The sequence below is a fragment of the Ligilactobacillus acidipiscis DSM 15836 genome (genome assembly GCF_001435755.1).
Classification (GTDB): Bacteria; Bacillota; Bacilli; order Lactobacillales; family Lactobacillaceae; genus Ligilactobacillus; species Ligilactobacillus acidipiscis.
Genome location: NZ_AZFI01000075.1, coordinates 1 through 9,603 on the forward strand (window position 1 = coordinate 1; position 9,603 = coordinate 9,603).

Annotated in this window: 8 protein-coding genes; all 8 read right to left on the reverse strand. The window is 38.8% G+C overall.

The window, feature by feature from the left end; genetic code table 11:
* Nucleotides 1-74: 74 nt before the first annotated feature.
* The 8 genes from FC65_RS06285 to FC65_RS06320 all read right to left on the reverse strand — a co-directional run bounded on the left by FC65_RS06285 (nt 75) and on the right by FC65_RS06320 (nt 9,432).
* On the reverse strand, nt 75-947 hold the full coding sequence (locus tag FC65_RS06285) for a hypothetical protein (RefSeq protein WP_010498819.1): 873 nt from the start codon (nt 945-947) through the stop codon (nt 75-77).
* A 48-nt stretch (nt 948-995) separates the two neighbouring features.
* Entirely contained in the window at nt 996-1,574 is a 579-nt protein-coding gene (locus FC65_RS06290; RefSeq protein ID WP_010498816.1) for a DJ-1 family glyoxalase III, read from the reverse strand.
* A gap of 260 nt (nt 1,575-1,834) precedes the next feature.
* On the reverse strand, nt 1,835-2,941 hold the full coding sequence (locus tag FC65_RS06295) for an ABC transporter ATP-binding protein (protein ID WP_056971971.1): 1,107 nt from the start codon (nt 2,939-2,941) through the stop codon (nt 1,835-1,837).
* Nucleotides 2,942-2,991: 50 nt separating this feature from the next.
* Entirely contained in the window at nt 2,992-3,798 is an 807-nt protein-coding gene (locus FC65_RS06300; protein WP_056971972.1) for a hypothetical protein, read from the reverse strand.
* 37 nt (nt 3,799-3,835) lie between these two features.
* Nucleotides 3,836-4,702 (reverse strand): sugar ABC transporter permease, encoded by an 867-nt coding sequence (locus tag FC65_RS06305; protein WP_235803084.1) that lies wholly within the window; start codon nt 4,700-4,702, stop codon nt 3,836-3,838.
* A 5-nt stretch (nt 4,703-4,707) separates the two neighbouring features.
* Entirely contained in the window at nt 4,708-5,991 is a 1,284-nt protein-coding gene (locus tag FC65_RS06310) for a sugar ABC transporter permease (RefSeq protein ID WP_010498811.1), read from the reverse strand.
* 297 nt (nt 5,992-6,288) lie between these two features.
* Nucleotides 6,289-7,551, reverse strand: coding sequence for an extracellular solute-binding protein (locus FC65_RS06315; protein ID WP_275453097.1), 1,263 nt, complete (start codon nt 7,549-7,551; stop codon nt 6,289-6,291).
* 105 nt (nt 7,552-7,656) lie between these two features.
* Nucleotides 7,657-9,432 (reverse strand): glycoside hydrolase family 13 protein, encoded by a 1,776-nt coding sequence (locus FC65_RS06320; RefSeq protein WP_056971974.1) that lies wholly within the window; start codon nt 9,430-9,432, stop codon nt 7,657-7,659.
* Between the last annotated feature and the right edge of the window lie 171 nt (nt 9,433-9,603).

The following is a 9,603-nucleotide window of genomic DNA, read 5'->3' on the forward strand; positions in this document are numbered from 1 at the left end:
CCTAGTTACTGCCCATGCCGGGCGCACCTAACAAAAAAAGCGAATTTGATCCGCTTTTTCTTTATCCTTTGCGTTTATTTCATACTTGCAGCCATCGTAATGATCGTCTGTACACTTTGCCCTTTCAATGAATAAACAATCTGACCATCTTGCCAGGTTAGCTTATTGTTACCACTTACTTCAAACTCGCCAGCACCTACACTATTTGGGGCTGGCAAATAGGAACTCTCCAGCAACTCAACGACCTGTTTGGCCATTGACTTTGGGTCTTCTCCATTTACCGCGTCTGCATGAACGACAAGGGACCATTTCCCCTCATTCCAGTGGAGATACCTATTACCTGCACCTGCATCGATCGTTCCAGAAATATCATGACCTAGATCAATCCTTGGCAAGCCTTGATCATCACTGCTTGAATGATAATTAACCGCAGCTTGTGCCTGTGCAAATGAACTATACGTTTTTTTAGTTAATGTCGCGTACGGTGTTTCGTTTTGCAAAGCTGGATCATTTAAGGGACGTGTCTTACCGCCTACACTATAGTTAATAACATAGTTAACACTATCCCCAGAAAATCTAATATTCAACCTGGAGTTGTCTTGCCCTAAACCGTCTTTTTGCGGTAACAACACATGACCCAAAGTCCGATTCAAATCACCGTTAAGAGTGACCAACCGCGGTTCATTAGTTGATGGTACCTGTTGTTGTCCATTGTTAGTTGTCGAACCTTGTGAATTGGATCTAGCAGGAGCTTGACTTGTTTGCGAACTAGCTGTTTTACTAGCTTTCTTTTGTAAGTTGCTTGTTGAAGCTGTTTTTTTTACTTGCTTTTTCTCTGTTTTCACGCTAGTCGAAGAATCACTTTTTGAATTATCTTTTGTAGTTCCGCAACCAGCTAAAGTTAAAGCAAGAAATGCAACTGTTACTTTTAGGATTGTTTTTTTCATTTGGAACTCCCCCAATTATCTATCAGTTGTTAGCTCTTCACAAAATGCTTATTTAATATTGCCAGCCAAATAATTGTACTGCATAGCCTCTCTTACATCAGCTGTATCATATCCCAGACTTTCAGCAATTGCATAACTATAAGCAAATGCAGTTGCTGGCCCACGACTTGTTATCAAGTTAGCATCCTTATCAATTTCAACAATATTAGTAGTATGTGTTGCATTCTTCGCTTCGTATTGAATTTTCCCTTCAAGTCCTGGAAAAACCGTATACTTGTGGCCGTCCAACAATCCATAACGTGAAAATGCTGTTGGCGCAGCGCACATGGCCGCATTCCACTTGCTTTGTTGGGCACGTTTTTGCATCAAACCCATCAACTGATCGTTATCGCGTAAATTTTTAGCACCAGTAGTTCCACCAGGAAAAATCACTACATCATAATCCAGTAAACTATCATCCATAATTTTATCGCAAGTCAAAGTAACCCCGTGAGCCGAAGTTATTTTCAATTTGTCTAACCCGACCATATCTATTTTAGCACCCAAACGACGGAGAACATCGACCGGACTTAAAGCCTCAACCTCCTCACATCCATCTGCAAGCATAACTGCAGCAGTTTTTGTCATAATTAATTGCCCCTTCCTTGCAATAATTTCTTACATTTCTATTTTAATTCATTTGCCCGTTTTTTTCGAATAGTACGAATTTTTCAATACAATGAAAAGAGTGTTCATGAATTTAATATTAGCAAAATTCACTTAACATTTTTACTAACACTCATCTTTTAGTTTACCCAAAATAAAGCCAGGCATTCTATGACAGAATAACTGGCTTTTACCTTTTACTTATTTTTCTTATCAAGTGAACATTTTTACTCAAGAATTTTTTAATACACTGACTCTTCTGATTTTAGATCAAAGAAGTGCGCCTTATTCAAATCAACCCCCACGGTAACTTCTGTTCCTGGTTGAACGAAATCACGCGCATCAACTTTGCAAACGAATTCTGTATCTCCAACCTTGCTATATAGTTGTGATTCGGCGCCCAACAATTCTGAAACTGAAACAGTAGCCTTGACCTGTGATTCCGGGAAAGTTTCGATAAAAGCCTGTTCAGTGTGCATGTCTTCTGGTCTAATACCAAAAATCAGCTTTTGTTTATCGTAGCCTTTTTCTTTTAAGACTTTCAAGCATCCTTCGGGGACTTTCAGATTAAAGTTCTTTCCTTCGTCATAAATATATTGTCCGTCCAAAGTCACATTAAAAAAGTTCATGGCTGGCGAGCCGATAAAACCACCCACAAAGACATTCGTCGGTTGATCATAGACCTCTTGCGGCGTCCCTATCTGCTGAACTTTTCCATCTTTCATAACTACGATTCGATCAGCCATAGTCATAGCTTCTGTCTGATCATGAGTAACATAGATCGTAGTTGTCTTTAAGTCCTGGTGAAGTTTGGCAACTTGAGCACGCATTGTAACCCGTAACTTGGCATCCAAGTTGGATAATGGCTCATCCAATAAAAAGATCGGTGCGTCTCGGACAATTGCACGACCTAAAGCTACACGTTGACGCTGCCCGCCTGATAAAGCGGCTGGTTTACGGTCCAAGTACTCCTCTAGGCCTAAAATGTCTGCGGCATGATGAACTTGCTTGTCAATTTTTTCTTTAGAGTATTTTCGTAATTTTAAGCCAAATGCCATGTTATCATAAACTGTCATATGCGGATATAAAGCATAATTTTGGAAAACCATCGCAATATCACGATCTTTAGGTGCTTCATCGTTCACGATGCTCCCATCAATTTTTAGCTCTCCTTTAGTAATATCTTCCAACCCGGCAATCATTCGCAAAGTTGTAGACTTTCCACAACCTGAAGGACCAACAAAGACGATAAACTCACGGTCTTTAATATCCAAGTTAAAATCAGTTACTGAGTAATCATCCGCATTATCATATTTTTTATAAATGTGTTCTAAGTTAAGCTCAACCATTTTATATCACCTTATCCCTAACTTTTTAGTTCCTGAATAGTTCGTTGTGATCAGACATTATTTGCATCATTGAATCTTGTTTTCGCATAAACCATCAGAAAAACAAGTACCGATCCGAGCATTTGAACCGTCATTAAAAGTGAAATATCAAATTTAATAAATCCCATGATAGCCACAAGCAAACTGATCGGCCCTAAAATATTGACCATTAAGTTAACAGTTTCCTTGAAAGAAGAAATAGTGATCATGGGGCTTTTTCTTCCAAGCCACAACATAAATCCACCACCAAATACAAACACCAAGTTAGTTAACAAAAATAAACTGCCAATACTTTGCAGCATTGCAAAAGAAATCGCTGCTTTATTTCTTTGATACCATTCTTGATTCAATTGTTTTCTTAAACCCTTTTGAGGAGCATAATCATCAGAATAATAAATTTTGCTGACATTTCCTTTTTCTTTGAATAAAAAGAAGTGGTCATTTAAAACGACTGCATTTTTAACAGTCTTAACTTTCTTTTGAGGTATCGCAACCCCAACCAAGTCTTTTTTATTCTGCTGGACGATTTTTTCTTGTGAAAAATGATATTGTCCGTTAGCAAATTTTGCCGTTTGACCTAACTTCTCCAACTCATCTTCATTTTTTTGTAGCATTTTTTGTACATGGGGCAAATAAATGTCCAAAGGCACACTCTTTTGCTGTTGATAATGAAAAGGGACTGGCAAAATATTTAAAGCCAACAAAAACAGCAGCACTATACAGATCTGGAGCCAATTTAGGCTTTTTCTTTGCTGAAACATTTTTGTTGGACTCAGCCAAACCGAAAAATAATTAAATGGAAAATTTTCTTTTACCATATTTTTGCTTCCTCAATTCTTCGCTAATTGCAGTTATTTAACCTTTTGATCCTCCGGCAGTCAGACCAGTTACGAAATACTTTTGCAAATAGAAGAATAATGCACAGATCGGCAGTGCAATCAAGATAGCACCAGCAGCAAATAACGCTACTTGTTGATCTTTGGGATCGGAAATAAATTCCTGCAATCCAACTGCAACAGTTAAATTAGATTCTTCTCGCAATAAGTAACGTGCGAGCATAAAGTCGCCAAACGGTCCCATAAAGGCCCACAATGCTTGAACAGCGATCATAGGTTTGACCAAAGGCATTACAATTTTCCAGAAGATAGTAAAGTTTCCTGCACCATCAAGTTTAGCAGATTCATCGAAATCATACGGTACTGTATCGAAATATCCTTTCATCAACCAAGTATTCATTGGGATCCCCCCGCCGATATAGATCAAAGTCAAGAACCAGTAATGATCCAGACCGTTTAATAGCATTCCCAAAACATAAAAAGCAGTCAAAGCAGCCATCGTTGGGACCATCTGAACAACTAGGAAAAATGTCAAAGACCATTTCCTGCCAGCAAAACTGTAACGACTATAGGTATAACCTGCCAAGGTAACGACTGCAACTAGGATCACCATTGTCGCAACAGAGATCACTAACGTATTCCAATACCACTTGCCATAAAGTGTCGTTGCAAACAACTCGTGGAAGTTTTTCAAAGTCCATGGACCTTGAAAACTAAGGGTAAATGCAACAACATCGCTATTCTTAAATGCTGTCAAAATAGTGATCAATAATGGATAAATAATGATCAGTGACAAAAATATCAAAAATAGATAAGTGAAAAAATGTTTGAAGAAACGTGAACGTTTGATGGAACTTTCCCCTTTTGTATGAACTTGCTTAGCCATTTTGCTCACCCCTCCATTTTAAATGCGTTCGTTTTCTTGAAGACTATCAGTGAAACACCGATCACGATCACAGAAATAATAATAGTAACTGCAGATGCTAAACCATATTGCGGCGTTGTGTTAGTGGTCAGTTTATAGATCCAAGATATCAAAATATCTGAATTACCTGCACCTCCGCCAACATCTCCTGGTCCCCCATTATTGAAGAGGTAAATGATCGAGAAGTTATTAAAGTTAAAAGTATACTGTGTAACAAATGTTGGTGCTGCAACACTAAAAATCGCTGGCAAAGTAATATTATTAAATTTCTGGATAGCCGTGGCTCCATCGATCGTTGCTGCCTCATATAAGTCATCCGAGATAGACTGCAAGATACCTGTTACTAAAACATAGATATACGGGAATCCCAGCCACCCTTGGATCATGATCAAAGCTACCTTAGTCCAAAATGGATCAGTCATCCAACTGATCTGTGGAATATGTGTAAAGAATATGTGATTCAAAAACGGGATAACTTGCACGTTGATTGCACCAGCAGAATCATTGAAGATATTTGAAAAGCTCATAATCGTTACGAAAGCTGGAACTGCCCATGGCAACAAGAAGATGATCCCAAAGATCCGTTTGAATTTAATAAAGTCCTGATGTGCAACGACCGCTGTGAATATCCCTAAAACAATCTGCAAAGTCGTAGCACAAAATGTCCAAATCAGAGTCCAACTGAAAACTGCTCCAAACGTAGCACGATAGGTGCTCAGGAAGAACATATTTTTAAAGTTCAGTAATCCACTCCAGTCAATTAATTGAGCTGGCGGAATGTGGTCGAAATCATAATTAGTAAACGCCATGAACAATGTCACCAATACCGGTAAAATAATCGTGAAGATCATCAAAAGATAGGCCGGCATTGTCAATAAGTACGGAAAACCGTTTGTCCCTAATGATTCACGCATTTCATTGAAACTAATTGGTACTCGATGCCCCGCATTTAATTCTAGTGCAGTTTTCTTAGCATCACGAATGTTCAAAACATAAAACAGTATAAAGATCACCAAAATCAATAATTGCAGCGTCCCTTTGACCATTAAAAACATTGAGTGATCTCTCATCGGAACTGTTCCCAAAGTGATCAACCCCGTTAGAGCCGACCAGCCAAAGAAAATCATTTCAACAACAAAAATTGCAAAAGCGCCTAAAAAGATTCCCGCTTTTAATTTCTGACCATTATAATATTGTCCCAGTCCGGGAATAAACGAAAGCCATAACGCCTTATTGGGATTCTTTTTCATCTTGCTTCTCCCCTTTACAGATCAGTCAAACACTAAAGTATCAAATTAGTGCTCACTAAATCATTTTAAATTAGATTCTCACAGATCAAAATAGGCTGACTAATTCCTATTTAGAATAGTGACCCAGTACTTCCAAAAAGAAAAGGACTTTTCTCTTTCTTTTCAATTGTTCGCACCTGAATGTAAATATAGCGGTGAAGTTGACACACTTCATAATATAAAAGAGTTTGGGAGGTAAGGCCCAAACTCTTAAAAACAATACTCATTGTTTAAACACAATGAAATCAAAGCCTACGATCAATCTTTATATTTTTGTTGGATCGATTCCTTGATCTGTTTAACTGCCTTGTCAGCAGCTTGTTTTGGCGTCTGTTTACCTGAAGCGGAGTTGACCATCAAGTTTTCAGCGCCTGCCCAAACTTCAGCCATTTCTGGAAGGTTTGGCATTGGATCAGCTGACTTAAACTGTTCAACAACAGCTTGTGTTAACTGGTCATCTTTGTTCTTAATAACTTCGGCACGAGCATTTTCGTTAGCTGGTACTTCTTGTGTAGCTTTGTAGAATTTCTGTTGATTATTATCATTAGCCAAGTATGCAGCAAATTTTTGTGACATCGACTTGTTCTTGGAATAGTTAGAAACTACCCAAGCTTTACCGCCGCCAAAAGCTTGATATTCTTCACCATTGGGCAAAGTCGGGATAGAAGCAACCCCAAAGTTAATTTTTGATTTCTTATATTTGGCTGCCATCCATGGTCCATCGATAACTACCGCTGATTTACCTTTAGTAAACTGGTCAGTGATAAAGTTTTCGTTAGAGGTTGTCGATTGCATTCCTTTTGGCCAAACGTTCTTGAACCAATCAGTCATGTAAGTGATACCTTCGACACCGCCTTGATTGTTCAAACCAATATCCTTTGGATCGGTATTATTCTTACCAAAAATATAGCCGTCATAAGCTTTGATCACACCATAAGCGTTATAAAAGTTTGTCCATTGTGTCAAGAAAGCAACATTTTTGGTCTTGTCGTTTTCATAAGCATATTTAGGATCCTTGGACATTGCTTCGAGGTCTTTGAAAGTTTTCGGAACTTCAGAAACAAGATCTTTGTTGTAATACATGACCAAAGTTTCGATAACAGCTGGTTGACCATATTGTTTGCCTTTAAAGGTCACGAGATCTTTATCCTTTTGATTATAACGGCCGCTAGGTAATTTAACAGTAGCAAGTTGACCTTGTTTACCTAAAACACCTGCCCGATCAAAGGGAGCCATCATTACATCTGGAGCTTTGCCAGCAGGGCCATCTAACTTCAAGTTATCCAAAGTTGATAAAGCATCGTTTGTTGTTTTGACAACAACTTTAACTTTATTATCTTTTTCAAACTTGCCCTTTACATCGTTGATGTAATCTTTGTACCCCTTGTCGACCGAAACAGTCACGGTCTTCTTAGCACTAGCATCTGCGTCTTTTTTGTCATTTCCGCAAGCTGCTAATGTCAAGGTCATGCCCGCAGCCAAAGCAAGCATTCCCATTTTTTTGAAACTTTTCTTCATCAGAAAGTCACTCCTTTTTTTATTCGCTTTCTCTCCACAAATTATTATGCACTGCCCAAAAAATTACTGCAATCGATTTCACGATGTTACCGGTAACAGGTTTTAAAACTAATTTATGCGAATTATGCAAAAGCCGTCGGGCTTGATCTGGCCGTCTTCAGTAACGTTCTGCTGTAAAATTATCTGGTCATTCTCTCCCAAAGTATACTTCTGCGGCTGTGTCCCTGTATTAAAAATACAGTTGACTTGCATATCTTGATCTTGACGTTTAAATATGATAAAATTTGACATTTTATCTACAGATTTAAATTCAAGCCGGCTTTTAGACCATAACTGTGAATATTTCCGCCGCATTTTGACTAATTTTTGAGTAAAGTTAAACATCTCATGATCCTGCTGGTTTTGATCCCAGACCATGCACTTGCGACAATCTGGATCAGCTCCACCATCCATCCCTACTTCTGTCCCATAATACAAACATGGTGCTCCATATTGAGTAAACATAAATGCCAAAGTTTGCTTTTCAAGGTCTTTATTACCATGACAAAGCGTTAATATTCGCTCAGTATCATGCGTATCTAAGGCATTAAACATCACACGGTTTGTCTGGTCACGATATAGCATCAGCTGCTCTTGGAGCATGTCAACCATTTCAGCCGCCGTCAATTCTTTTTTGACAAAATGGGCAATGATCGGTTCCGTATACGAATAATTCATCACTGCATCGAATTCTTTATGCCCGACCCATTCTTGCGCAGAATGCCAAACTTCGCCCAATACATAAAAATCTTTCTTGAGTGCGTGAGTTCTTTCGTAAAAATCTTTCCAAAATTCATGATCGATCTCATTGGCAACATCCAAACGCCAAGCATCGATATCAAACTGTTCGATCCAATAAGTCGCAACATTCAACAGATACTCTCGTGCTTGTGGATCTGCGGTATTTATTTTCGGCATATGCGGCGTATTGGCGAAAACGTCATAGTTTAAATTTCTGGCAAACTCAAAATTAGCTGTTTCTTCATACGAAACTGGAAAGTCGTGAATATGGAACCACTTGGCAAAGCGCGAATCTCTGCCATACTTTTGCACATCTTGCCATTGCATAGAAAAATCACCCATGTGGTTAAAAACAGCATCTAACATGACGTGCATTCCACGTTCGTGTGCTTGGTCGATCAATTCCTTTAAGGTTTCTTTAGTACCAAATGCTGGATCAACGTTAAAATAGTCGATCGTGTCGTACTTATGATTAGAATATGCAGTAAAAATTGGGCATAAATACAAACCGTTAATACCAAGTTCTTGTAAGTAATCTAGATGATCAATAATACCCTGCAGATCACCGCCAAAGAAATTTTCTGGGGTCGGTTTCTTACTGCCCCACTCTAATGTGTTTTTTGGGTCATTGGCAGGATCACCATTCGCAAATCTTTCTGGGAAGATTTGATACCAAACAGTATTTGTCACCCATTCTGGGGTCTTGATCCGGTCACATTCATGTAGGTACGGCATTCGAAAACAAGATAATTTTTCAATACCGACATCGCTATATCTGTAGATCCGGCGATCATCATAAAGATATTCTTGCCCATCTGCACCATAAACATGAAAGGCATACTGTAGCCTTCTTAATGGCAAAACTACCTCAGTGATCCAATGATCATGCTGTTTGGTGGCATAAACTCGTTTCATTTCAGCCACCTGATATTCCCAAGTACCCTCATCTTTTTCGTTGACTTTCGTTCCATACGGGTCCCCATATAATAGTTCGACTTTTACGACGTCATCATGTTTTGTCTTTAAGCGAATCTGAAAGTGCTTCTGATCTTTTAAATAAGCCATTTCACTATCAGGTCGGTGGTACAAAGCAGCAGTTTCCATAATTTACCTCCTAATTTAAAAAACAGAGCGGAGGCAAGCGAGAAAAAGCGAGTATATCGGACTTTAACAGCATAGTGCATTTTGACACTGTGCTGTTAAAGTTGGATAGACGGAACTTTTTGCTTGCCGGAGCTCGACTAATAAAACAGAGCGGAGCATGGCGTTCAGAAG